Consider the following 20366-nt stretch of genomic DNA (forward strand, 5'->3'; position numbering starts at 1 on the left):
ACCTTCCGCGGTGCTGCCGACCATCGTGCGATTGCCGCAATTAACCTTTGGTGCGGCCAGCGTCTCACGCCCGCCCGCGCCTCTCACAGATATGGTACGCACGAGCGGTGCGGCTGGCGACATCTAGCCGTGAACAGGCGTGGACGGCGCCTTGCGGCTGATTCGGGCGTGATTCGTTCGGGCCGCGTTCCGAAGGTTAAGGCGGCGCGCGGCGCCGTTGCATTTTGGGACAAAGGGTCCTGAGACAAGCCGCTTTCAGGCGACTCCGCGCTGCTTCACGCGGGGCAGGCGCCAGCCGATGACGGTTGCTTCAACCGCGATGCCGGCGTCGTGGTTCTGCCAGCGTCCCTCGACATAGCGGCAGGCGAACGGCAGCTGATACGTTCCGCTGTGGTCCTCGCACAACACTTCGAGCGGCATGCCCGGAGGCGGTTCCCCTGCACCATCGAATTCCGCCAGACGTCTATCGCGCGTTGCCATTCCAGAAATCTCCCCTAATGAAACTCGGAAAGTGGCAGCGCCCACTTCGCCACGTCCCGATCATCGCTCCCCGTCCAGGGAACAGGTGCAAGCTCAACGCGAGAATGCGGTACGAGTGTGGTAGCGTCCGGCCGCGGCGTGCAATCAGCGCAAATTGCCGTGATTGATGTGATGAGGAACCTGCATGCTGCTTCGAAACGCCGGCGTTTGTGTCGCGATGTTGCTGCTCGCCACGCTGGCGCTTGAGCCGCTCCGCGCGCAGGACGTGCCGGGGATCGAGATCTGCACGGTCGAGAAGACCATGGAGCGGCGCACCAGCTGCCTGCAGAGCAACGTCGATTTCCTCCAGAAGACGATCACCAAGCTCGCCCTCGATCACCAGCAGAAGCTTGATGCCGCCAATCGTCAGATCGACGCGCTGAAGACGATGGTGGCCGGCTTGCAGAAGACGTTGGGCGATTTTCAGGCCGCGCAGGCGAAGCTGGCGGAGGATGTGAAGAAGAAGGCCGACGCGCCGCCGGCGAAGGATGCGAAGTAGGGTGGGGTTAGCGAAGCGTAGTCCACCAAGGTCTATCCTCGCAGAAAGCAAAGAGGTGGGTTACGCCTGCGGCTAACCCACCCTACGATCGATCGATCGCAACGCCGATCAAGCGAAGCATCTCGCGTCCGCCTAAACCGGCCGCGCTTCGAACTGAGTAGGGCCGCGCAACGCTGGCATACCATCCCGCTTGCTTGGCAAGCCTTGGCGACTTTGCCATAACCGCTGGCAAATCTTGCCTGCGGGGCTCCGTGCCGGACATCCGGGCAAGGCATAATAAGCAGCCGGGAGGGTCCTCATGTCCAACGTCCGTGTTCTCGCCACCGACCTCGAATTTCCTGAAGGGCCGGTCGTGATGCCGGACGGCTCGGTCGTGCTGGTCGAGATCCGCGGCCAGCGCCTGGCCCGCGTTTATCCCGACGGCCGCAAGGAGATCGTCGCGAAGATTCCGGGCGGCCCGAACGGCGCCGCGCTCGGGCCCGACGGCAAGATCTACGTCTGCAACAACGGCGGCTTTAGCTGGATCCCGACCCGCAACATGATCATGCCCGGACCGCAGCCCGACGACTATCTCGGCGGATCGATCCAGCGCGTCGATCTGCAATCCGGCAAGATCGAGACTGTCGTGACCAAGTGCGGCGAGCACGATCTGCGCGGGCCCAACGATCTCGTGTTCGACAGGCACGGCGGCCTCTGGTTCTCCGATCTCGGCAAACGCCGCGCGCGCGAGATGGACGTCGGCGGGATGTACTATCTCAAGCCCGGCATGACGGAGATCGTGGAAGTCGTGCACGGCGTGCTGCCTGCGAACGGCATCGGTCTGTCGCCGGACGAGAACACCGTCTACATAGCCGAGACGCCGACGGGGCGGCTCTGGGCCTACGAGCTCTCGGCGCCCGGCACGCTCAAGCCGCGCGACGTGATCTATCGCGGCGAGCGGGGCAAGCCGATCTGTGGCCTCGGCGGCTACCAAATGTTCGACTCGCTCGCGGTGGAGGCCGGGGGCAATGTCTGCGTCGCTACCCTCGTCTCCGGCTGCATCTCGGTGATCGCGCCGGACGGCACGCTGGTCGAGCAGGTCCCGACCGGCGACCGCGTCACCACCAACATCGCCTTCGGCGGCCCCGAACTGAAGACCGCCTACATCACGCTGTCCGGCAAGGGCGAGCTGATCGCCATGGACTGGCCGCGCGGCGGTTTGCCGTTGAATTTTTTGAACAAGTGAGCCAAGCCGTCATTGCGAGCAAAGCATAGCTACCAGCAGACCCTCACCCTGAGGAGCGCGCTCTTGGCGCGCGTCTCGAAGGGCGAGGCCACCGGCCGGGCCTTCATCCTTCGAGACGCGCGTTCCGCGCTCCTCAGGATGAGGATCTGACAGTCTGGATTGCTTCGCTTCGCTCGCAATGACGTAAGGAGACGACTTCAATGCCCTGGCCTGATCCCATCACCCTGCGTGGACAGCACGCCCGTCTCGAGCCGCTGTCGCATCAGCATCGCGAGGGTCTGATGGAGGCCGTGAAAGACGGCGAACTCTCCACGATCTGGTACACCGCGATCCCAACGCCGGAGAACATGGGCAAGGAGATCGACCGCCGGCTCGGCCTTCAGACCGCGGGCTCGATGCTGCCGTTCACGGTGTTCGACGGTAGCGGCAAGATCGTCGGCATGACGACCTACATGAACATCGATGCCGCCAACCGCCGCGTCGAGATCGGTTCGACCTGGTATGGCAAGAGCGCGCAGCGCGGGCCGCTCAACACGCAGTGCAAGCTCCTGCTGCTCACCCACGCCTTCGAAACCCTAGACTGCATTGCGGTCGAATTCCGCACCCACTTCTTCAATCACCAGAGCCGCCGCGCCATCGAGCGTCTCGGCGCCAAGCAGGACGGTATTTTGCGCAGCCATCAGGTGGCGCCGAACGGCACGCTGCGCGACACCGTGGTCTACAGCATCACCGCGGCTGAATGGCCGACGGTGCGCACGCATCTCGAGTATCAACTCAACGACAAGCCGCGCTGAGCGACGGCCGAGGCACCATGGACAAATTTGATTATGTGATCGTCGGCGCGGGCTCCGCCGGTTGCGTGCTGACCAGCCGGCTGAGCGAAGATCCCTCGACCAGCGTTTGCGTGCTCGAGGCCGGGCCACGCGATTGGCATCCCTACATCCATCTGCCGGCGGGCTTCATCAAGACCTTCCACATGAAGAGCATCAACTGGGCCTATCAGCAGGAGCCGGGGCCGTGGACCGGCGGGCGCAGCATCTACGCGCCGCGCGGCAAGACGCTCGGCGGCTCGTCCTCGATCAACGGCCACATCTACAACCGCGGCCAGCGCATGGATTTCGACACCTGGGCGCAGATGGGCAATCGCGGCTGGGGCTATGCCGATGTGCTGCCCTACTTCAAGCGGCTGGAGAAGCGGGTCGGCGAGGGCGAGGACACCTATCGCGGCCGCGACGGCAACCTCATCGTCACCACCATGGACTGGCGCGATCCGCTCTGCGAGGCCTTCATGGAGGGCGCGATGAGCCTCGGCATTCCCCGCAACCCCGACTACAACGGCAAGACCCAGGAGGGCGTGTCCTACTGCCAGCGCACCATCGACAAGGGCCTGCGCGTCTCCGGCTCGACCGCGTTCCTGAAGCCTGCGATGAAGCGGCCGAACGTGCATGTGCGCACGCACGCGCATGCGACCGAGATCATCTTCGAAGGCAAGCGCGCCGTCGGCGTACGCTACATGAAGGGCGGCCGCGGCGGCACGCCGCTGGAAGTCCGCGCCAACAAGGAAGTGATCCTCTCCGGCGGCACCTATAATTCGCCGCAGTTGCTTCAGCTCTCCGGCATCGGCTCGCCCGACTTGTTGCAGGCCCACGGCATCGCCGTGCGTCACGCGCTGCCGGTCGGCGAAGGCCTGCAGGACCATTACGCACCGCGCACCGTGGCGCGCGTAAAAGACATCAAGACCATCAACGAGCTCCGCCGCGGCGTCTCGCTCTGGATCGAGGCGCTGAAATGGGCCACGACGCGCCGCGGCCTGCTGTCGCTGTCGCCGACCATGGTCTATTGCTTCTGGCACTCCGGCGAGAGCGCGGAGAGCTCGGACCTGCAGCTCACCTTCACGCCGGCAAGCTACAAGGAGGGCGTGCAGGGCCAGCTCGAGGACGAGCCCGGTATGACCATCGCCTCCTGGCAGCAGCGCCCCGAGAGCCGCGGCTACGTCCGCATCCGTTCATCTGATCCATTCGCCCCGCCGATCATCCAGACCAACTATCTCGACGCCGAGCACGATCGCCGCGTCATCGTCGCCGGCATGAAGCTCGCGCGGCGCCTTTTGAAGTCCGCGCCGCTGTCGCCTTATTACGCCTATGAGGATTTCCCGGGTCCCAATATCAACACCGACGACGAGTTCCTGGCCGCCGCCACCGAGCGCGGCACCACCACCTTCCACCCCGGCTGCACCTGCCGCATGGGCCCGGCGGATTCGACCTGGGCCGTGGTCGACGACCAGCTCCGCGTCCACGGCCTCCAAGGCCTCCGCGTCATCGACGCCTCCGTGATGCCGCGCATGATCTCGGCGAACTTGAACGCATCAACGATGATGATCGCCGACCGCGCCTCCGACCTGATCCGCGGCAAGCAGCCAATGGAAGCCGCGCGCGTGCCGGATGCCGCGGTGGCATAGGGCGCCGTAGGATGGGTAGAGCGAAGCGAAACCCATCACTTCTACCGCTGGGAAAAGAGCGTGATGGGTTTCGCTACGCTCTACCCATCCTACAAGAATCATGAAATTGATCTAAGGTTGTGCTACGATGAGGCATGACCTCCTATCGGCGCAACTTTATATCCGGCGGAAGCTTCTTCTTCACCGTCAACCTGGCGGATCGGAGCCTCTCGCTGCTGGCCGCGCATATCGATCTATTGCGCGCAGCATTTCGCGAAACACGTCGACGGCATCCTTTCACGATCGATGCGATCGTGGTGCTGCCTGAGCATCTTCACGCCGTTTGGACGATGCCGGACGGCGATGCGGACTTCGCAACGCGCTGGAGGCAGATCAAATCCGCCTTCTCTCGCAACCTCGTAAATAGCGAAACAGTTTCGCCGAGCCGGGCGGCCAAAGGCGAGCGCGGAATCTGGCAACGCCGCTACTGGGAGCACACCATCCGCGACGAGGAGGACTATGCCCGGCACATTGACTATGTGCACATCAATCCTGTTAAGCACGGGCTGGTCAATCGCGTGTGCGATTGGGCGCCGTCGTCATTCCATCGCCACGTTGAGCTCGGCATCTATCCTGCAGATTGGGCCGGCGATCTCTCTCGGTTCAAGGACGAAGCAGAGTTTGGAGAACGGAATTAAAGCTGAAATTCGTAGGATGGGTAGAGCGCAGCGAAACCCATCATCTCGTCTTCCGTTGGAAGAATTCGATGGGTTTCGCTACGCTCTACCCACCCTACGCGACTGCATTCCCCGGATTTCGCTGCGCTCCATCTGGGCGACAGGTTGGCACAGGATACAATTTGGAAGATCGTTGACGATGAATGAAAACTCAGATCATCCGGGTGTTAGAATTCCAACCATAAGTGCAGTCGATGCTATCCGCGCCAGGCCTGATATGTATGTCGGTGAGTTTCCGGCCGGCGCTCTGCTTATGGCGCGCCTTGTAGAGACCTTGCTCCTGCTGGACGCCGCGCCTCTGAAGGTCGCGCGCGCGGGAGCTTGGTACTCCTTGCATGCAGACAGGGATTAGCTGATGACGGAATGCGGAGCCATCTGTCTAGACGCATTCCAGCGCTTGATACCGCTGCCGAGCGGCGGCCGATTTTACGACAGAGCGGAAGTCATACTGACCGCGCTGGCCGACGCGGTCGTAACATCCGATACCACCGGAGTTTCTTGGATCAGCGGCGAACCCGATAAATGGCCGCTGCCTGCCGGTATCGCCCTGTCATTGCCGCCGCAGGGAGGACGGATCGTCGCCTTTCACTATTCGAAACACGATCCGGCCGGGATCGCGTCCCGGTCATGAAGCCACTTTGGCGAATTGCAGCAATCGTAGAATGGGTAGAGCGCAGCGAAATCCATCATCTTGGGTGCTCGCGGACGGCGAGATGGGTTTCGCTGCGCTCTACCCATCCTACCTCGTCCGTCGGGCCAAAACACTCCGTCAACCCCTCCTCGCAAAAATATTCCACTTTACCGAAATTCGGAATTACGGCATAAATCGAAACAGCCCGGCCTACGGAAGAGGGGCGGTTCGCGAGTCGTTCGAAACGCGGGCCGGGTTGCGGTGGACGCGGCAGCGCGGGCGCGAGGGGTTAAGGGCAGGGCGGATTGCTCTCCGTGAGCCCGAGGCTTCGCGCTAGATGAGCGGCGCTGTCAGGTTCGTCTCGCCAGCATTCTCCCGGCAAGGTCGACAAGGCCGGAAGATAATGCGGCGAACAATCGAGCCGTGCGTACGGCAAAACCGTGTCGTCCTGGCCGTCGTTGCTACGGTCAAGCTCTTGCGGAGGCGGCATTCGCGTCAACCGGCGCGGTGTCGGCGACTTTCGCTGGGGTGAGGGAGGCCAGAAGGAATTCAGCTCCCGGGAGAGCACGGCATAAGCCGTCCAACCACTGCGCAGGGAAGGCCGAGTGTTTAGGCTTCACCTGTATGCCGCTGTGCAGTCCTTTTGCGCTACATGCGCACAGCGGACCGTGGGTGCCAGGCCGGCACCCGGCCTTCCCTGCGCCATCTTTCTTGGAGGTGCGAAGGAGACAGCATGGCTCGGGCGGAATGCGCCGCGAGAATGCGAAGGTGTGTCTTCGGTGTGAAATGCGAGTGGGAGAACGACGTTCATGCCCCTTGCTCCGTCATTGCGAGCGCAGCGAAGCAATCCAGACTGTTACCGCTGAGAGACTCTGGATTGCTTCGCTGCGCTCGCAATGACGGAGGTGGAGGCAACGGGCTCAAATCCATCTCCGTCACCCTGAGGTGGCCGCTTCTTCAGCGGCGCTCGAAGGGCGGCCCCGCTGCATCTTGGCCGTTCATCCTTCGAGGCTCGCCACGCGGTGCAATTGCGCCGCGTCGCTCGCACCTCAGGATGACGGAATTCGCAACGAAACCTACACTTCCCTTCGGCTCAGGAACGCCAGGCGCTCGAACAGATGCACGTCCTGCTCGTTCTTGAGCAGCGCGCCGTGTAGTGGCGGGATGAGCTTGCGCGGGTCGCGTTCGCGGAGCTGCTCGACGCTCATGTCTTCGTTGAGTAGCAGCTTGAGCCAGTCGAGCAGCTCGGACGTCGACGGCTTCTTCTTAAGACCGGGCACCTCTCGGACCTCGAAGAAGATGCGCAGCGCTTCTTCGACGAGGCGCTTCTTGATGCCGGGGAAGTGGACGTCGACGATCCGGCCCATGGTGTCGGCGTCGGGGAATTTGATGTAGTGGAAGAAGCAGCGGCGGAGAAAAGCGTCCGGCAGCTCCTTCTCGTTGTTGGAGGTGATCATCATGATCGGGCGCTGCTTGGCTTTGATGGTCTCGCCGGTCTCGTAGACATGGAATTCCATGCGGTCGAGCTCGAGCAAGAGGTCGTTCGGGAATTCGATGTCGGCCTTGTCGATCTCGTCGATCAGGAGCACCGGGCGCTGCTCGGCGGTGAAGGCGTCCCACAGCTTGCCGCGCTTGATGTAGTTCTTGATATCAGAGACCCTGCTATCACCGAGCTGGCTGTCGCGCAGGCGCGACACCGCATCATATTCATAGAGGCCCTGCTGCGCCTTGGTGGTGGACTTGATGTGCCAGGTCAGCAGCGGCGCGTTCAGCGCCTTCGCGACTTCCTCGGCCAGCACCGTCTTGCCGGTGCCGGGCTCGCCCTTGATGAGCAGCGGGCGCTCCAGCACGATGGAGGCGTTGACGGCGATCTTGAGATCGTCAGTCGCAACATAGTCCTTGGTGCCGGTAAATTTCATCGCGCGTCCTTGTTGGTCGTCGGCCGAGACATGGCTCCGGTCGCGACATGGGAACGGCCGCGCAAGGCGGCCGTTCCTGGCTCGGTCAGGCTTTCAGGCCCGTTTTATCAGCGAAAGGATGACGAGCACAATCACCGCGCCGATGGTGGCGCTGAGGATGTCGCGGATCATGCCGCCGCCGAGGCTGACGCCGAGCTGGGGCAGCACCCAGCCCGCGACGAGCGCGCCGATGATGCCAACCACGATATTCCCGATCAGTCCAAATCCCGCCCCGTGGACAATTTTGCCCGCGAGCCAGCCAGCGATGGCACCGATGATCAGTGCCGCGATAATTCCCATCGAAAACGCCCCCAAGAGAAAGTCACAGGTCCGGCAATTCTAGAGCAAAAACCCTTCCGGTCCAGCGCCCAGCGGCGGGCTCCGCCCCTTGACGTCAGCCACCCGACGGGCAATCTGTCATTCATGTTCCTGCAATTCTTCACATCTCTGCGCGATGCGCAGGTCCCCGTGACACTGCGCGAATACCTCACGCTGATGGAGGCGCTTGACGCCGACCTCGCGGACTACACGGTCGAGAATTTCTACTATCTGTCGCGCACCTCACTGGTGAAGGACGAGCGCAACCTCGACAAGTTCGATCGCGTCTTCGGCACCGTGTTCAAGGGGCTGGAAAGCCTGCTCGACGCCATGGAAGGCACCGAGATCCCCGAGGAGTGGCTGAAGAAGCTCGCCGAGAAATACCTGACGGAAGACGAGAAGAAGCAGATCGAGGCCATGGGCTGGGACAAGCTTATGGAGACCCTGAAGAAGCGGCTCGAGGAGCAGAAGGGCCGGCATCAGGGCGGCAGCAAATGGATCGGCACGGCCGGCACCTCACCGTTCGGGGCGCATGGCTATAATCCCGAAGGCGTCCGCATCGGCCAGGAGAAGAACCGCAACAACCGCGCCGTGAAGGTGTGGGACAAGCGAGAGTTTAGGGATCTCGACGGCAATGTCGAGCTCGGCATCCGCAACATCAAGGTGGCGCTGCGCCGCCTGCGCAAGTTCGCGCGCACCGGCGCGCCTGACGAGCTCGATCTCGACACCACCATCCGCGAGACCGCCAATCACGGCTATCTCGATGTCCACATGCGGCCCGAGCGGCGCAATGCGGTCAAGCTCCTGGTGTTCTTCGACATCGGCGGCTCGATGGACGCGCATATCGAGCAGGTCGAGGAGCTGTTCTCGGCGGCGAAGAGCGAATTCAAGCACATGGAGTATTTCTACTTCCACAACTGCCTTTATGAGGGCGTGTGGAAGCAGAACAAGCGCCGCTTCACCGACCGCACGCCGACCTGGGACGTGCTGCACAAATATCCGCACGACTACAAGATCGTGTTCGTCGGCGATGCCTCGATGTCGCCTTACGAGATCATGGTGCCCGGCGGCTCGGTCGAGCATGTCAACGAGGAGCCGGGCTCGGTCTGGCTCGACCGCATCATCCGCACCTATCCGCATTCGGTGTGGCTCAACCCGGTGCAGCAGAAGCACTGGGACTATTCGGAATCCACCACCATCATCCGCCGCATCTTTGCGGGCCGCATGTTCCCGATCACGATCGAGGGGCTCGAGGGAGCGATGAAGGAGTTGACGCACTGATGTGTACTGTCATTCCGGGGCGATGCGAAGCATCGAGCCCGGAATCCATCGCGCGGCGATGTCGGTGGAGGAATGGATTCCGGGCCTGCGCCTAGCGGCGCATCCCGGAATGACAACGAGAAGGGAGAAACACATGCCCCAGACCATCACCCGCGGCATCAAGGCGCTGCTCGACGAGGCCAATGCCGAGATCGAGACGCTGACCGCCAAGGACGCCATCGAAATCTCCAAGAACGGCGATGTCGTCATCGTCGATATTCGCGACCCCCGCGAGATCGAGCGCGACGGCCGCATTCCCGGCGCGTTCGCCTGCACCCGCGGCATGCTCGAATTCTGGATCGATCCGCAGAGCCCTTATGCAAAGCCGGTGTTCCAGGAGGACAAGAAGTTCGTGTTCCACTGCGCCGGCGGCCTGCGCTCCGCACTCGCCGCCAAGACCGCGCAGGACATGGGCCTGAAGCCCGTTGCCCACATCGCCGGCGGCTACGCCGCCTGGCGCGATGCCGGCGGGCCGGTGGAGATGTGGGAGCGGAAGAAGAAGGGGTGAGAGGCGCGACCCTCGCTCTCTCCACCCGTCATTCCGGGGCGCGAAGCGCGAACCCGGAATCCATTGATCCACCAACTCTGCCGCATGATAGATTCCGGGCTCGTGCTGCGCACGCCCCGGAATGACAAGGACATAGTGAATGACCACAGCCGATCCCCTCGTCTCCACCGAATGGCTCGCTGCCCACATCAACGACGCCAACGTCAAAGTGCTCGACGCCAGCTTCAAGCTGCCGGGCGTGCTGCCGCTGCCGAAGGACGACTATCTCGCCGCGCATCTGCCCGGCGCGGCCTACTTCGACGTCGACGCGGTGTCGGACCATTCCAATCCGCTGCCGCATATGTTTCCGAGCGCCGAGCAGTTCGGCCGCGACGTCGGCAATCTCGGCATCTCCAACGCCGACACCGTCGTCATCTACGATGCCGGCGTCTGGGTCGCAGCGCCGCGCGCGTGGTGGATGTTCTTGTCCTATGGCCATGGCAATGTCCGCATCCTCAACGGCGGCCTGAAGAAGTGGCGCGCCGAGGGGCGTCCGGTCGAGAGCGGCGAGGTGAAGCCTCGCGCGGCGACCTTCAAGGCGAGCTATGATTCAAAACGGGTGCGCAGCATGCAGCAGCTGATCGCCAACGTCGCTAGCCATGCCGAGCAGGTGATCGACGCGCGCCCCGCCGACCGCTTCGAAGGCCGCGCGCCGGAGCCGCGTCCGGGCATCCGCTCCGGACACATCCCGGGCGCCCGCAACGTGCCCTACAGTCTCTTGTTCGACGCCGCGACCGGCACGATGAAGCCGCTCGATGAGCTGCGCGCCGCCTTCACCGGCGCCGGCGTCAAGCTCGATGCGGCGATCGTGACCAGCTGCGGCTCCGGCGTTTCAGCCGGGGTGCTGACGCTAGCGCTCTATCGCCTCGGCATCACCGACACCGCGCTCTATGACGGCTCCTGGTCGGAATGGGGCCAGGCCGGCGGCCCGCCGGTCGCGACCGGACCGGCCTAAGCCTACTGCCGGGCGCGCGCGGTTGCGGTCGCCGCGGGCGCCAGCTGCTGAGGCGCGAACGGATCGTAGGTCTGTTGAACAGGCGGCGGCGGGCGCCGCACGACGCGGTGCCGCTTCCTTGCCTTCGCCCGGGGCTTGGTCGTCTTGCTCTCGGGCACGCTGGCGGCGGCCTTGGCGTCAGCCTTGGCGTCGGCCTTGGCCTTCGCGGGCGGATCCTTCAAGGCCGTGGTTGCCGGGTCGTTCAGCGCCGCCACCTTGGCGCTCGCAATGTCGAGCGCCGAGGATGCCAGGGCAGCGCTGGTCTCAGATGACGGTGGTTCGCTGACGGCGGCAGTCGCAGTGTTGTCCACGGCGACGAACGCAGTGGTGTCGGCCGGGGTGAGCGTGTCGGCCGGGGTGAGCGTGTCGGTCGCGGCTGGCGCGGCGGCCTCCGCCTTCGCTGCTTCGGTCGGAGGCGTGGCCTCGGTGACTTGCAGTTCGGCCTGCGCGTTCGCCTCAGTCGTCCCCAAGGCGACCTGCTCGGGTTCGCTCGCCGGCAGCCCAATGGTCGGAACCTGGTCCCGCAGCGACGGCGCAGGCGCGGCCACTGCCTCGGGCTCGGCGCGCAATGTGGCAAGCACCGGCTGGGCCGGTTCGGACGCCTGCGCGAACATCTGCTCCTGCGGACCGTTCCGCCAGGACGGGTTGGTGACGTACTGCTCATGCGTCGCCCGCAGCAGCGCGGCGGCGCCCAGGCCGAACACCAGGATGGAGGTTGACAGCAGGATCGCGGCAAACAGGAAGCGAAAGCCGGGAAGCATCGACGGGTTACGAATTTCCGCCCCGGCAGTGAGGTCGCCCGGGCCTTGAGCCATCTGAACGCGGTGACGGTACTGATTGCCGCGTTCGCCACGCGGGATCGGAGCTCAAAGCGGTGGCGAATCAGGCTGATTCGAACATACCGCAACGATTCCACGCCGTTCCCTTAAATTCGGGGCGGACGACTCCGGCAATCTGCGGCGTGACGCGATTTCCGCCCCGTGATGCAACGGGGCAACGGTCGTCTTGCGGATCACAAATCGCCAAATCCGGCGCAACTGAGCCTGTTATGTCTTGAATGTGCCGCTATCTTCGGTCATCTGGCCGTTAACGGTCCGGACGGGCTTGGGGACTATACAAGAGCGATGATGATCAAACATTTTCTGACGATATGCGCTGCCGCAACAGTCGCTGCGGCGGGAAGCTCGCTCGTGCACGCCCAGAGCTATCCGGTGCAGCAGGCCCCGGGTTATGGCGCCCCGGCCGAATATCGCCCCGGCGACCGCACGCCGAATTTCGACGCGCTGGAAGATGACGATGAGGGCATGCCGCAGAGCTCCGCGGCACTGCCGCCGCCTGGTCCCCCGAGCGCGTCACCCAGCGATCCGCGCTACGGCCGCCCCGCCGGCGTGCCGGTCTATTCGGCCGCGCCGCCGCAGGGCCCGGTAATGTCGCCGGATGATCCCCGTTATGGCCGTCCCGCAGGTGCCCCGGTCTATTCAGCGGCCCCGCCGCAAGGCCCGATCATGTCGCCCGACGATCCCCGCTACGGCCGCCCCGCCGGTCCGCCGGCGGTGATCTATGCCGACCGTCCGGCGCAGCAGGCGCCTGGCAGCGATGGCCTGCGTCCGCCGGAAGCCGTCGGCGGTCCGGCCGCGACCGGTGCGGTCTCGCAGCAGCCTGCTGTCGGTGCCGATGGCCGGCCGATGTCGATCGCCTCGCTGCCGCCCGAGGAGCAGCCCGACGCCGCTCCGGCGCAGTTGCCGCAGAACCTGCGCCGTCAGGAAGTCTCGCTCGCGACCAAGGAGCCGGCAGGAACGCTCATCGTCGATACTCCGAACACCTATCTCTATTACGTGCTCGGCAACGGCCGTGCGATTCGCTACGGCGTTCGCGTCGGCCGCGACGGCTTCACTTGGACCGGCGTGCAGAAGATCACCCGCAAGGCCGAGTGGCCGGATTGGCACCCGCCGACGGAAATGATCGAACGCCAGCCCTATCTGCCGCGCTTCATGGCCGGCGGCCCCGGCAATCCGCTCGGCGCCCGTGCGATGTATCTCGGCTCGACCGTCTACCGCATCCACGGTACCAACCAGCCCTCGACGATCGGCAAGTTTGTCTCCTCCGGCTGCATCGGCATGCTGAACGAGGACGTCTCCGACCTGTTCGATCGGGTCAAGGTCGGCACCCGCGTGGTGGTGATGCCAGGTGGCCCGCCGCCGGGAACCGCAACCGCCTCCGCGGCGCCGACGCCCGGTGCCGCTGGTCCGGCTCCAATGGCCGCCCAGGCCGGCCCGGTTCCGGGCACCCAGCCGACCGTAGTGCCGCCGCTGCCCGCGCCAGTGACGGTGCGCTGAACCGGCTCGCAGGGATTGATCTGATGACGGCGCGTGAACTTCGGTCACGCGCCGTCATTATTTGACACGCATGGCTCACTTGAACGGCTCCGCACCTCGATTACGTCCGAGAGGATTGCAACGAATTGAGGAGCACACGATGCGCATCTTTGTTGCGGGCGCGACTGGCGCGGTCGGGCAGTATCTTGTTCCGGCGCTGATCGCCGCGGGTCATTCCGTAATTGGCACGACACGGAGTGCGGCAAAAACAGACGTTGTGCGCCAGTTGGGTGCAGAGCCGGTCGTCGCCGACGGCCTCGATGCCGACGGCATGCGCGCGGCGGCCGTTGCCGCAAAGCCCGAGGTGGTCATCCACCAGATGACGGATCTCGCGGCCGCCACGGACCTGCGTCACTTCGATCGGACTTTCGCGCGAACCAACGAGCTCCGCACGCGCGGAACCGACATTCTGCTCGCCGCCGCACGCGAGGCCGGCGCCAGGCGGTTCATCGCGCAAAGCTTCTGCGGCTGGACCTTCAGCCGCACCGGGGGAGCGGTGAAGACCGAGACCGATGAACTCGACCTGCATCCGCCGCAAGAGCTGCAGCGCACGCTCGAGGCAATCCGGTATCTGGAGCGAAACGTCACGGCATCAACGACGCCGGAGGGCGTCGTGCTGCGCTATGGATTCTTCTATGGACCTGACACCGGCATGCTCTCGCCGGCGATGATCGACCAGCTGCGGCACCGGCGTGTGCCAGTGATCGGCGATGGCGGCGGCACGTGGTCGTTCATTCACACCGAAGATGCCGCCTCCGCCACGCTCGCCGCTGTTGAACGCGGACGCGCGGGCAGCATCTACAACATCGTCGACGATCATCCGGCGCAAGTGAAGAACTGGTTGCCCGCGCTGGCCGAACTGCTTGGTGCCAAGCCGCCGCGTCACATTCCCGCCTGGCTCGGGCGCCTGCTTGCGGGCGAACATATGGTGGCAATGATGACAGAGGTGCGCGGGGCATCCAACGCCAAGGCAAAGAAGGAGCTCGGCTGGCTGCCGGCGCATGCCTCCTGGCGCGACGGCTTTGCCGATGCGGCAAGGCAGCTCACCAGCCACCGCTCGGCCGCCTGAGGCGTCAGGCGAGCCGCCGCGGCAGCTCGCGGCCCTTGGTCCAGGCGTCGATCGCCTCGACCATCTGGCCGTAATGGATGCGCAGGCCGTCTTCGGTCGCGTAGCCGAGATGCGGCGTCAGTACCAGGTTGTCGAGCTTGCGGAACGGATGATCGACGGGCAACGGCTCGACCGAGAACACGTCGATGCCGGCGCCCGCGATCTTCTTCTGCTGCAACACCTCCAGCAGCGCCGCCTCGTCCACGATCGGCCCGCGCGCGGTGTTGACGAGGAAGGCCGTCGGCTTCATCCGCGCGAGATCCGCAGCTCCGACCAGTCCGCGCGAACGCTCGCTCAGCACGACATGGATGGTGACGATATCCGCCTTGGCGAACAGCTCCTCCTTGCTGGCATAGCCAACGCCAACCTCCTTGCACTTCTCGGGCGTCAAATTCGGGCTCCAGGCGATCACGTTCATGCCGAACGCTTTCGCGATGCCCGCCATCTTGCTGCCGAGCTTGCCGAGCCCGACGACGCCGAGCGTGCGGCCTTCGATCTCAGTGCCAGCAAAGATCTGCCAGGGCTCGCCAGCATGCATGCGCGCATTCTCGCGGCCGATGCCGCGGGTCAGCTCCAGGATCAGGCCCATGGCGAGCGGGGCGGTCGGATCGCGGGAATATTGCGTGCCGGCGATCGCCACATTGCGGGCCTTCGCGGCCTCCATGTCGATCGAGGCGTTGCGCATGCCGGAGGTCAACAGCAGCTTCAGATTCGGCAGCGTCTCGAACAGGCTGTTCGGAAATGCGGTGCGTTCGCGCATCGCGCAGATGATCTCGAAATCACCAAGCGCGCCGGCCGCGGCCTGCTCGGAGGCAAAGGGGTGGCTGAACACGGTGACATCGACGCGGTCGGACAGTTTCGACCAGTCGGCGACATCGAGCGCGAGGTTGAAATAGTCGTCGAGAATTGCACAGCGCAGCCGCGTCATCGGCATTCATCCATGGCGAGAGGGGACGGCGCAAGCGGAGCGCCATCATCGGAACCGGGCCATGGTTGCGCACAATCAGAGCTGCGCGCAAGCAGCTCGCGTGTTCAAAAATCCGATAGGGGAAAGCGGCTCAGAGATCGCGGGGCTTAAGCCGGAGCGCCGTATCCATGCCGTGCTTGGCGCGCCAAGCGGGTCCGGGACCGCGCATGTAGTGCAGTTCCGGACGGTAGGGATTGAAGGCGGTGGCGAAGAAGCGGGTCCAGAACGTCTTGAGCTCGGTGGCGAGCGTGGCGGAGCGGCCGGCTTCTGCCGGAACGGGAAAGGAATTGGTCTCGACCATAGCCATGATGCGGCCTCGCTGTTCTCCCCACCCGTTCTGCGCGGGTGGCGCTTTTTTCAGCGCTGAGGCGAGCTTTGGCCTGATTTATTAAAAGATGGTTTCAATTGTCCGGATCCGCGGCCGGATGGTGTCCGTTCCGTATTCATCCGTGGTGAACGGATGGAAAACATTGCCCTTTGGGGGCGGGATCGCTACATCGGCGGCAGGCAAATTTCCTCAAATCGAAGGTTTTCGGGACCGATGGCGCGCCAGTTCATCTATTTCATGAAGGATCTGACCAAGAGCTACCCGACGCGCAAGCTGCTCGACAACATCAATCTGAGCTTCTACCCGGACGCCAAGATCGGCGTGCTCGGTGTCAACGGCTCGGGCAAGTCGACGCTGCTCAAGATCATGGCTGGCCTCGACAAGGAGTACAACGGCGAGGCCTGGGTCGCGCAGGGTGCCCGCGTCGGCTATCTCGAGCAGGAGCCGCATCTTGATGCCAAGCTCAGCGTGCGCGAGAACGTCATGCTGGGCGTCGGCAAGCAGAAGGCCATCCTCGATCGCTACAATGAGCTGGCGATGAACTACTCCGAGGAAACCGCCGACGAGATGACGAAGCTGCAGGACGAGATCGAGGCCCAGGGCCTCTGGGATCTCGACAGCAAGGTCGACCAGGCCATGGACGCGCTGCGTTGTCCGCCCGACGATGCCGACGTGACGAAGCTCTCCGGCGGTGAGCGCCGCCGTGTCGCGTTGTGCAAGCTGCTGCTCGACCAGCCCGAGCTGTTGCTGCTGGACGAGCCCACCAACCATCTCGACGCCGAGTCGGTGTCATGGCTGGAAGGCCATCTGCGCAATTATCCGGGCGCGATCCTGATCGTCACCCATGATCGCTACTTCCTCGACAACGTCACGGGCTGGATTCTCGAGCTCGACCGCGGCAAGGGAATTCCTTACGAGGGCAATTACTCGTCCTGGCTGGTGCAGAAGCAGAAGCGGCTCGAGCAGGAAGGCCGCGAGGACGCCGCGCACCAGAAGACGCTCGCCCGCGAGCAGGAATGGGTCGCCTCGTCGCCGAAGGCCCGCCAGGCCAAGTCCAAGGCGCGCTACCAGCGCTACGAGGACCTGCTCAAGCAGGCGAGCGAGAAGCAGACCCAGACCGCGCAGATCATCATTCCCGTCGCCGAGCGGCTCGGTGCCAACGTCGTCGACTTCGAAGGCCTCAGCAAAGGCTTCGGCGACCGTCTCCTGATCGACGATCTCACCTTCAAGCTGCCGCCCGGCGGCATCGTCGGCGTGATCGGCCCCAACGGCGCCGGCAAGACCACGCTGTTTAAGATGATCACCAAGCAGGAAACTCCGGACAAGGGCACCATCACGGTCGGCGAGACCGTGCATCTCGGTTATGTCGACCAGTCGCGCGACGCGCTCGATGGCAACAAGAACGTGTGGGAAGAGATCTCCGGCGGCAACGAGCTGATCTTACTCGGCAAGAAGGAAGTGAACTCGCGCGGCTATTGCTCGGCGTTCAACTTCAAGGGCGCCGACCAGCAGAAGAAGGTCGGCGCGCTCTCCGGCGGTGAGCGCAACCGCGTGCATCTCGCCAAGATGTTGAAGTCCGGCGCCAACGTCCTGCTGCTCGACGAGCCGACTAACGACCTCGACGTTGATACGCTACGCGCGCTCGAAGAGGCGCTGGAGGATTTTGCCGGCTGCGCCGTCATCATTAGCCATGATCGCTGGTTCCTCGACCGCATCGCGACCCACATCCTGTCATTCGAGGGCGACAGCCACGTCGAATGGTTCGAGGGCAACTTCCAGGATTACGAAAAGGACAAGATGCGCCGTCTCGGCCAGGACAGCATCATCCCGCACCGCGTGAAGTACAAGAAGCTGACGCGGTGACTCCGGCATGATGCGACGGGCGCTCATTGCTGCGGTGATCGTTGTCACGTGCAGTTGGTCGCCCGCCCGCGCCGCCGACGCCGCCTTCAAGCAATTCATTGCCTCGCTGTGGCCAGAGGCGCAGGCGGCCGGCGTGTCCCGCGCCACGTTCGACGAGCAGATGCGCGGGCTCGAGCCTGATTATAGGCTGCCCGATCTGATCCTGCCGGGGCGGCCTCCCACCGGCGCGCCGTCACAAGCGGAGTTCGTGCAGGTGCCGGCGGACTACGTCAAGGAAGCCTCGATCGCGCGTCTCGCCGCGGAAGGGCAGCGGCTTCTGCAAAAATACCGTCCTGCGCTTAACGAGATCGAGAAGACCTCCGGTGTGCCCGCGACCGTAATGCTTGCGATCTGGGGCCGCGAGACCGATTACGGCCGTTACACGCTGCCTTATGATCTCGTGCGCGTGTTGGCGACGCAGGCCTATGTCGGCCGGCGCAAGGACCAGTATCGCAACGAGTTCATCTTGGCGCTGAAGATCCTGGGCGACGGCGTGGTGACGCGCAAGGACATGCGCTCTTCCTGGGCTGGCGCTACCGGGCTCACGCAATTCCTGCCGTCGGAATACTACAATCACGGCGTCGATTTCGACGGCGACGGCCGCATCGACATCTGGCACTCGGTGCCAGATGCGTTGGCCTCAGCTGCGCAGCAGCTCGTCAACAAGGGTTGGCAGAGCGGCGTGCGCTGGGCCTACGAGGTGCAGGCGCCGGCCAAGGTCGATTGCACGATGGGCGTGCCCGAAGTGACGAAGCCGATCGGCCAATGGTTGCGCGAAGGCTTCGTGCCGGTGCGCGGGCAACGCCTCAGCGCCGCCGAGCAGGCGCAGCCTGCCTCGCTGTTGGAGCCGGAAGGAATTTACGGTCCGTCGTTCCTGACTACGAAGAACTACTTCGTCATCAAGGAATACAATTTCTCCGATCTCTATGTGCTGTTTGTCGGCCATCTCAGCGACCGCATGACGAGCCCGCTGCCGTTCGCGTCGCCGTGGTCGGCCGCAAAGCAGCTGCGGACGAAGGATGTCGAGGCAATGCAGCGCGGACTCACCCGAATTGGGCTCTACAAAGACAAGATCGACGGCAAGGCCGGCATGCAGACCCGCGCCGCGCTCGGCGCCTATCAGAAATTGGCAGGGCTGAAGGTCGATTGCTGGCCGAGCGAAGAGGTGCTGCGGTCGATCCAGGCTGCGCGCTGAGCGTGTCTCGCAAAAATAAAGCCCGGCCGAGAGGCTCGGCCGGGCTTCGATCGCGGCGCGTGTGCGCCCGGCGATCAGATCAGTAGCAGACGCGAACCGGGCGAACGACCCAGCCGTAGCCGTCCCAGTAACGCTGACGCTGCCAGTAGCAGGGCGGGGGCGGCGGGCCGGGCTCGGCGACATAGACGGGGCCGCCATAGGCGGGACGGCTCGACGCGATGGCGCCGCCGACGATGGCGCCGCCGATCAGGCCGGCCGCGATGCCTGCGCCGACGCCGTCACCAGCGTTTGCGGGCGGCGTGACCGTCACCAGCGAAGCGGTGACTGTCGCGACCGTGAGGGCGGCAACTAAAGTCTTCTTCATGCTCTTGGCTCTCCTGGGAGATGGACGTCCCTTGTTAGGAGCGTCCGGGTTTCAAAGGTTCACGCACACTCTGATGGAATTGGCCTTGCAGCTAGGAAGCGCGCAAATGGTCAATCCACGGTAAACGCACACGGAGCTGTGACGAGAAAAAGAGGTCTTTTTCAGGCCCCGAGATGAACGGCGCATCGGTAATGAACCGGCTTAGGGCGCCTCAGCCACAGACTCTGACGCGACGGACGCGCCAGGCATAGCCATCCCAGAAGCGCTGCTTCTGCCAGACACAGCCGTCGCCGTAATAGTCGTCGGCGACGTAGCCGGGACCCGGCGCGTAGTAGCGGGGCGGGTAGTAGCCGGGGCCATAACCCGGACCATACGCATAGCCGGGACCGGGTCCGTAATAATACGGGGACGCCAATGCACCGCCGACAATGGCGCCGCCGATGATCCCGGCGGCCACGCCTGCAGCAACGCCGCGCTGTGCGTGGGCGGGTCCTGCTGCCGAAAGGGCCAGCATGGCGGCTGCAGCGGCCGCCAGGAGTGATTTCTTCATGGTCTTGACCTTTCTCACGCGGGACCGCGGAACTCTTGCGGCCAGAGTTCCACACTTCGTTTGAATGATCAATGAACGGCACCTTTGGTGGGCCGACCAACTAATACAAAAAGGCAGTCCCGCCTGGGAGACGACGATGGGCAGCATGCTGGTGAATACCCTGATTGCGGCTGGGATCGTCTCCGCAATTGGCTATGGCTGGATCACCCATCTCCAGAACCGCAGCCAGCGGCGCTCGCGTGCCGGCGCGGGCGGGGATGGCGACGACAGCAGCTATTCGACGAGTGACGGGTTCTCGCTGGGAAGCTGGTTTTCGAGTGATAGCTCGGCAAGCTCGAGCGACAGCGGCAGTGGCGATAGCGGCGGTGGCGGGGATTGCGGAGGTGGTGACG

General features: G+C 64.1%; 22 protein-coding genes. 14 read left to right on the forward strand and 8 right to left on the reverse strand.

Annotated features, from left to right (window positions below; genetic code table 11):
* Positions 1 to 255 precede the first annotated feature (255 nt).
* Positions 256 to 480 (reverse strand): hypothetical protein, encoded by a 225-nt coding sequence (locus tag FXV83_RS31695; RefSeq protein ID WP_148743510.1) that lies wholly within the window; start codon positions 478 to 480, stop codon positions 256 to 258.
* A 184-nt stretch (positions 481 to 664) separates the two neighbouring features.
* Between FXV83_RS31695 and FXV83_RS31700 the strand changes: the two genes are divergently transcribed.
* The 6 genes from FXV83_RS31700 (at position 665) to FXV83_RS31725 (ending at position 6048) form a co-directional block, all read left to right on the forward strand.
* Positions 665 to 1018: a hypothetical protein gene (locus FXV83_RS31700; protein WP_148743511.1), complete on the forward strand. Its 354-nt coding sequence runs from the start codon at positions 665 to 667 to the stop codon at positions 1016 to 1018.
* Between the two features lie 298 nt (positions 1019 to 1316).
* Positions 1317 to 2243 (forward strand): SMP-30/gluconolactonase/LRE family protein, encoded by a 927-nt coding sequence (locus FXV83_RS31705; RefSeq protein ID WP_148743512.1) that lies wholly within the window; start codon positions 1317 to 1319, stop codon positions 2241 to 2243.
* 200 nt (positions 2244 to 2443) lie between these two features.
* Positions 2444 to 3037: a GNAT family N-acetyltransferase gene (locus FXV83_RS31710; RefSeq protein ID WP_148743513.1), complete on the forward strand. Its 594-nt coding sequence runs from the start codon at positions 2444 to 2446 to the stop codon at positions 3035 to 3037.
* A 17-nt stretch (positions 3038 to 3054) separates the two neighbouring features.
* Entirely contained in the window at positions 3055 to 4701 is a 1647-nt protein-coding gene (locus FXV83_RS31715; RefSeq protein ID WP_148743514.1) for a GMC family oxidoreductase, read from the forward strand.
* Between the two features lie 134 nt (positions 4702 to 4835).
* Positions 4836 to 5378, forward strand: coding sequence for an REP-associated tyrosine transposase (locus FXV83_RS31720; protein WP_148743515.1), 543 nt, complete (start codon positions 4836 to 4838; stop codon positions 5376 to 5378).
* 394 nt (positions 5379 to 5772) lie between these two features.
* Positions 5773 to 6048 carry a hypothetical protein gene (locus FXV83_RS31725; protein ID WP_148743516.1) on the forward strand — a complete coding sequence of 92 codons (276 nt, stop codon included), beginning with the start codon at positions 5773 to 5775 and terminating at the stop codon, positions 6046 to 6048.
* A gap of 1076 nt (positions 6049 to 7124) precedes the next feature.
* Here the strand turns inward: FXV83_RS31725 and FXV83_RS31735 are convergent.
* Together FXV83_RS31735 and FXV83_RS31740 are read right to left on the reverse strand one after the other, a co-directional pair.
* Entirely contained in the window at positions 7125 to 7967 is an 843-nt protein-coding gene (locus FXV83_RS31735; RefSeq protein WP_148743517.1) for an AAA family ATPase, read from the reverse strand.
* Positions 7968 to 8060: 93 nt separating this feature from the next.
* Positions 8061 to 8306: a GlsB/YeaQ/YmgE family stress response membrane protein gene (locus FXV83_RS31740; protein WP_148743518.1), complete on the reverse strand. Its 246-nt coding sequence runs from the start codon at positions 8304 to 8306 to the stop codon at positions 8061 to 8063.
* Positions 8307 to 8429: 123 nt separating this feature from the next.
* Here FXV83_RS31740 and FXV83_RS31745 point away from each other — a divergent pair, with 123 nt between their 5' ends.
* The 3 genes from FXV83_RS31745 to sseA all read left to right on the forward strand — a co-directional run bounded on the left by FXV83_RS31745 (position 8430) and on the right by sseA (position 11146).
* Positions 8430 to 9605 carry a vWA domain-containing protein gene (locus FXV83_RS31745; RefSeq protein WP_148743519.1) on the forward strand — a complete coding sequence of 392 codons (1176 nt, stop codon included), beginning with the start codon at positions 8430 to 8432 and terminating at the stop codon, positions 9603 to 9605.
* A gap of 133 nt (positions 9606 to 9738) precedes the next feature.
* Complete coding sequence (locus tag FXV83_RS31750; RefSeq protein ID WP_148743520.1) at positions 9739 to 10152, forward strand: rhodanese-like domain-containing protein; 414 nt, start codon at positions 9739 to 9741, stop codon at positions 10150 to 10152.
* A 139-nt stretch (positions 10153 to 10291) separates the two neighbouring features.
* On the forward strand, positions 10292 to 11146 hold the full coding sequence (gene sseA, locus FXV83_RS31755) for a 3-mercaptopyruvate sulfurtransferase (RefSeq protein ID WP_148743521.1): 855 nt from the start codon (positions 10292 to 10294) through the stop codon (positions 11144 to 11146).
* A 2-nt stretch (positions 11147 to 11148) separates the two neighbouring features.
* Here sseA and FXV83_RS31760 read toward each other — a convergent pair whose 3' ends face one another.
* Positions 11149 to 12000: a hypothetical protein gene (locus tag FXV83_RS31760; protein WP_430648961.1), complete on the reverse strand. Its 852-nt coding sequence runs from the start codon at positions 11998 to 12000 to the stop codon at positions 11149 to 11151.
* 312 nt (positions 12001 to 12312) lie between these two features.
* On the opposite strand from FXV83_RS31760, the gene FXV83_RS31765 reads away from it, so the two are divergent.
* Together FXV83_RS31765 and FXV83_RS31770 are read left to right on the forward strand one after the other, a co-directional pair.
* Positions 12313 to 13521, forward strand: a complete 1209-nt coding sequence (locus tag FXV83_RS31765) for a L,D-transpeptidase (protein ID WP_187436297.1) — start codon at positions 12313 to 12315, stop codon at positions 13519 to 13521.
* Between the two features lie 139 nt (positions 13522 to 13660).
* Positions 13661 to 14629, forward strand: a complete 969-nt coding sequence (locus tag FXV83_RS31770) for an NAD-dependent epimerase/dehydratase family protein (protein ID WP_148743523.1) — start codon at positions 13661 to 13663, stop codon at positions 14627 to 14629.
* A gap of 4 nt (positions 14630 to 14633) precedes the next feature.
* Here FXV83_RS31770 and FXV83_RS31775 read toward each other — a convergent pair whose 3' ends face one another.
* Together FXV83_RS31775 and FXV83_RS31780 are read right to left on the reverse strand one after the other, a co-directional pair.
* A complete protein-coding gene (locus FXV83_RS31775; RefSeq protein WP_148743524.1) occupies positions 14634 to 15596 on the reverse strand; it encodes a D-2-hydroxyacid dehydrogenase family protein in 963 nt (320 codons plus the stop codon).
* 130 nt (positions 15597 to 15726) lie between these two features.
* A complete protein-coding gene (locus FXV83_RS31780; RefSeq protein ID WP_148743525.1) occupies positions 15727 to 15942 on the reverse strand; it encodes a hypothetical protein in 216 nt (71 codons plus the stop codon).
* 234 nt (positions 15943 to 16176) lie between these two features.
* Between FXV83_RS31780 and ettA the strand changes: the two genes are divergently transcribed.
* Together ettA and FXV83_RS31790 are read left to right on the forward strand one after the other, a co-directional pair.
* On the forward strand, positions 16177 to 17826 hold the full coding sequence (gene ettA / locus FXV83_RS31785) for an energy-dependent translational throttle protein EttA (RefSeq protein WP_148743526.1): 1650 nt from the start codon (positions 16177 to 16179) through the stop codon (positions 17824 to 17826).
* Positions 17827 to 17833: 7 nt separating this feature from the next.
* Positions 17834 to 19060 (forward strand): lytic murein transglycosylase, encoded by a 1227-nt coding sequence (locus tag FXV83_RS31790; RefSeq protein ID WP_148743527.1) that lies wholly within the window; start codon positions 17834 to 17836, stop codon positions 19058 to 19060.
* Positions 19061 to 19139: 79 nt separating this feature from the next.
* Here the strand turns inward: FXV83_RS31790 and FXV83_RS31795 are convergent, their stop codons facing one another.
* Together FXV83_RS31795 and FXV83_RS31800 are read right to left on the reverse strand one after the other, a co-directional pair.
* The gene (locus tag FXV83_RS31795) at positions 19140 to 19424 is read right to left on the reverse strand and encodes a hypothetical protein (protein ID WP_148743528.1); all 285 of its coding nucleotides are present in this window, start codon (positions 19422 to 19424) and stop codon (positions 19140 to 19142) included.
* A gap of 211 nt (positions 19425 to 19635) precedes the next feature.
* Positions 19636 to 19974: a hypothetical protein gene (locus FXV83_RS31800; protein ID WP_148743529.1), complete on the reverse strand. Its 339-nt coding sequence runs from the start codon at positions 19972 to 19974 to the stop codon at positions 19636 to 19638.
* A gap of 136 nt (positions 19975 to 20110) precedes the next feature.
* Here FXV83_RS31800 and FXV83_RS31805 point away from each other — a divergent pair.
* A partial coding sequence (locus FXV83_RS31805; protein ID WP_148743530.1) for a hypothetical protein occupies positions 20111 to 20366 on the forward strand: 256 nt, incomplete at its 3' end.

The sequence above is a fragment of the Bradyrhizobium hipponense genome (assembly GCF_008123965.1).
GTDB classification, from domain to species: domain Bacteria; phylum Pseudomonadota; class Alphaproteobacteria; order Rhizobiales; family Xanthobacteraceae; genus Bradyrhizobium; species Bradyrhizobium hipponense.

Excerpts from the sequence above, each read along its gene's own strand:
- FXV83_RS31800 (WP_148743529.1), bottom strand. The coding sequence starts at position 19,974 with ATGAAGAAATCACTCCTGGCGGCCGCTGCAGCCGCCATGCTGGCCCTT.
- FXV83_RS31795 (WP_148743528.1), bottom strand. The coding sequence starts at position 19,424 with ATGAAGAAGACTTTAGTTGCCGCCCTCACGGTCGCGACAGTCACCGCT.
- FXV83_RS31700 (WP_148743511.1), top strand. The coding sequence starts at position 665 with ATGCTGCTTCGAAACGCCGGCGTTTGTGTCGCGATGTTGCTGCTCGCC.
- FXV83_RS31740 (WP_148743518.1), bottom strand. The coding sequence starts at position 8,306 with ATGGGAATTATCGCGGCACTGATCATCGGTGCCATCGCTGGCTGGCTC.
- FXV83_RS31735 (WP_148743517.1), bottom strand. The coding sequence starts at position 7,967 with ATGAAATTTACCGGCACCAAGGACTATGTTGCGACTGACGATCTCAAG.
- FXV83_RS31765 (WP_187436297.1), top strand. The coding sequence starts at position 12,313 with ATGATCAAACATTTTCTGACGATATGCGCTGCCGCAACAGTCGCTGCG.
- ettA (WP_148743526.1), top strand. The coding sequence starts at position 16,177 with ATGGCGCGCCAGTTCATCTATTTCATGAAGGATCTGACCAAGAGCTAC.
- FXV83_RS31725 (WP_148743516.1), top strand. The coding sequence starts at position 5,773 with ATGACGGAATGCGGAGCCATCTGTCTAGACGCATTCCAGCGCTTGATA.
- FXV83_RS31750 (WP_148743520.1), top strand. The coding sequence starts at position 9,739 with ATGCCCCAGACCATCACCCGCGGCATCAAGGCGCTGCTCGACGAGGCC.
- FXV83_RS31720 (WP_148743515.1), top strand. The coding sequence starts at position 4,836 with ATGACCTCCTATCGGCGCAACTTTATATCCGGCGGAAGCTTCTTCTTC.
- sseA (WP_148743521.1), top strand. The coding sequence starts at position 10,292 with ATGACCACAGCCGATCCCCTCGTCTCCACCGAATGGCTCGCTGCCCAC.
- FXV83_RS31695 (WP_148743510.1), bottom strand. The coding sequence starts at position 480 with ATGGCAACGCGCGATAGACGTCTGGCGGAATTCGATGGTGCAGGGGAA.
- FXV83_RS31790 (WP_148743527.1), top strand. The coding sequence starts at position 17,834 with ATGATGCGACGGGCGCTCATTGCTGCGGTGATCGTTGTCACGTGCAGT.
- FXV83_RS31780 (WP_148743525.1), bottom strand. The coding sequence starts at position 15,942 with ATGGCTATGGTCGAGACCAATTCCTTTCCCGTTCCGGCAGAAGCCGGC.
- FXV83_RS31715 (WP_148743514.1), top strand. The coding sequence starts at position 3,055 with ATGGACAAATTTGATTATGTGATCGTCGGCGCGGGCTCCGCCGGTTGC.
- FXV83_RS31705 (WP_148743512.1), top strand. The coding sequence starts at position 1,317 with ATGTCCAACGTCCGTGTTCTCGCCACCGACCTCGAATTTCCTGAAGGG.
- FXV83_RS31760 (WP_430648961.1), bottom strand. The coding sequence starts at position 12,000 with ATGGCTCAAGGCCCGGGCGACCTCACTGCCGGGGCGGAAATTCGTAAC.
- FXV83_RS31775 (WP_148743524.1), bottom strand. The coding sequence starts at position 15,596 with ATGACGCGGCTGCGCTGTGCAATTCTCGACGACTATTTCAACCTCGCG.
- FXV83_RS31745 (WP_148743519.1), top strand. The coding sequence starts at position 8,430 with ATGTTCCTGCAATTCTTCACATCTCTGCGCGATGCGCAGGTCCCCGTG.
- FXV83_RS31770 (WP_148743523.1), top strand. The coding sequence starts at position 13,661 with ATGCGCATCTTTGTTGCGGGCGCGACTGGCGCGGTCGGGCAGTATCTT.
- FXV83_RS31710 (WP_148743513.1), top strand. The coding sequence starts at position 2,444 with ATGCCCTGGCCTGATCCCATCACCCTGCGTGGACAGCACGCCCGTCTC.